We start from the raw sequence: 1,494 nt of genomic DNA on the forward strand, positions 1-1,494 counted from the left end.
AGTCGGGTAGCAAAGACACGTCGCCGTGCCTCCGCCCCCTAAGAACCGTACGTGCCAGTTTCCCGGCATACGGCTCAAGCCTCTCAAAGGCCCGTGAACCACGGACCCGGTTTCTGTAACTTGATACCTTGGCTATGTACCTGCTTGTGGCAGGTGTCATGCAGAAGCACCTCATTTGACGCAATCTCTTTGCCACCGTGGCACCTCTCGATGAGATGGTGGATATGAAGATCGCCAATTTCAAGCAGTTGATCACAGACTAGGCATTTGCCTTGTTGCGACATCCATAGATTGGCCAACCTTTTTCGACCTTGAGTTGAACCTTTCATCCGCCAGATTGCGCGGTCTTCAAAGTATTCTTCCCACATCGGGTCGTAGGGGTTCGCGTCAGACTTAATCTTCTGATGACGCTTGATAGGGAGTTGCGAAGCATGACGCAGGGCGTAGTATCTGTCCTCGTCCGACTGCGACGACGGTGCCTCCTTCACGGCAAACATCCAGCTACGGTCTCCAATGCGGTGGAAGTACCGAGGTGCTATCCATTTTGGAACCCGCTTCGGGTGCCGCCGTTTGGCCCATCGCCACAGGCATTCCCATATCTGGCTGTCCACATATGAGAAGGTTTTTGTGGATACGACGTGATGGTGGTACCGAGCCCATCCGCTTATCATTGGGTTGAGCTTCTCAATAACCCTCCGCTGCGGTACGGCCCCCAGGCTTCGCACCACACCACGTATCTTCTGGAGAAATGCCTGAACATTCTTTTTCGAGGGCTTGATAAGCAGCTTCTTGCCGTATCGTCGAACGTTCTGCCCCAGAAAATCGTAACCGTCTTCAATGTGGGTGATCTTCGTTTTCTCGGGAGAGAGAGATAGCCCGCGTATCGCAAGGAAGCGCTCGACCGCAGGCTTAATCTTTTCCTCCAACAGCTCCCGGCTGATACCGGTGATCACGAAGTCATCTGCGTAACGTACTAGATTTACTTTGGCCTTCTCGAATTGGCTGTGGTTCTTGAATTGATCACGCAGAGCCGCTTCCAATCCATTGAGCGCAAAGTTCGCCAACACGGGACTGATAATTCCACCCTGGGGTGTACCAGCCTCTGTAGGCGCCAGCACACTTCCTTCCATGTAACCAGCTCTCAGCCACTTCCGGAGCACCGTTTTGTCCATAGGAACATGTTGGATTAGCCAGTCGTGGTCAATGTTGTCGAAGCATCCTTGTATGTCCGCCTCTAGAATCCATGCGGCGGAACGTCTAGCCCCAACGCTACTCATGCTTCCATTGAAACGAGAGTTCAGGAGGCACTGTTGAATAGCGTCGTGCGTGGAACGAGCCTTACGGAACCCATAAGATTGTTCATCCGAAACCGTTTCAGAGACGGGATCGAGCGCCAATAAATGCAGTGCCTGCATGGCCCTGTCTCGCATGGTAGGGATGCTAAGGGGACGCATCTTGCCGTTACTTTTCGGGATGTAAATTCGCTTCAACGGG

The 1,494-nt window shown here is 52.9% G+C and carries 1 protein-coding gene; it reads right to left on the minus strand.

Translation table 11 applies throughout. The features are described 5' to 3' along the window. Positions 1–83 precede the first annotated feature (83 nt). The coding region (gene ltrA / locus CEJ45_RS24340; RefSeq protein ID WP_088757554.1) for a group II intron reverse transcriptase/maturase at positions 84–1,494 on the minus strand (1,411 nt) is incomplete at its 5' end.

The sequence above is a fragment of the Herbaspirillum aquaticum genome (assembly GCF_002213425.1).
Lineage (GTDB): Bacteria > Pseudomonadota > Gammaproteobacteria > Burkholderiales > Burkholderiaceae_D > Herbaspirillum > Herbaspirillum aquaticum.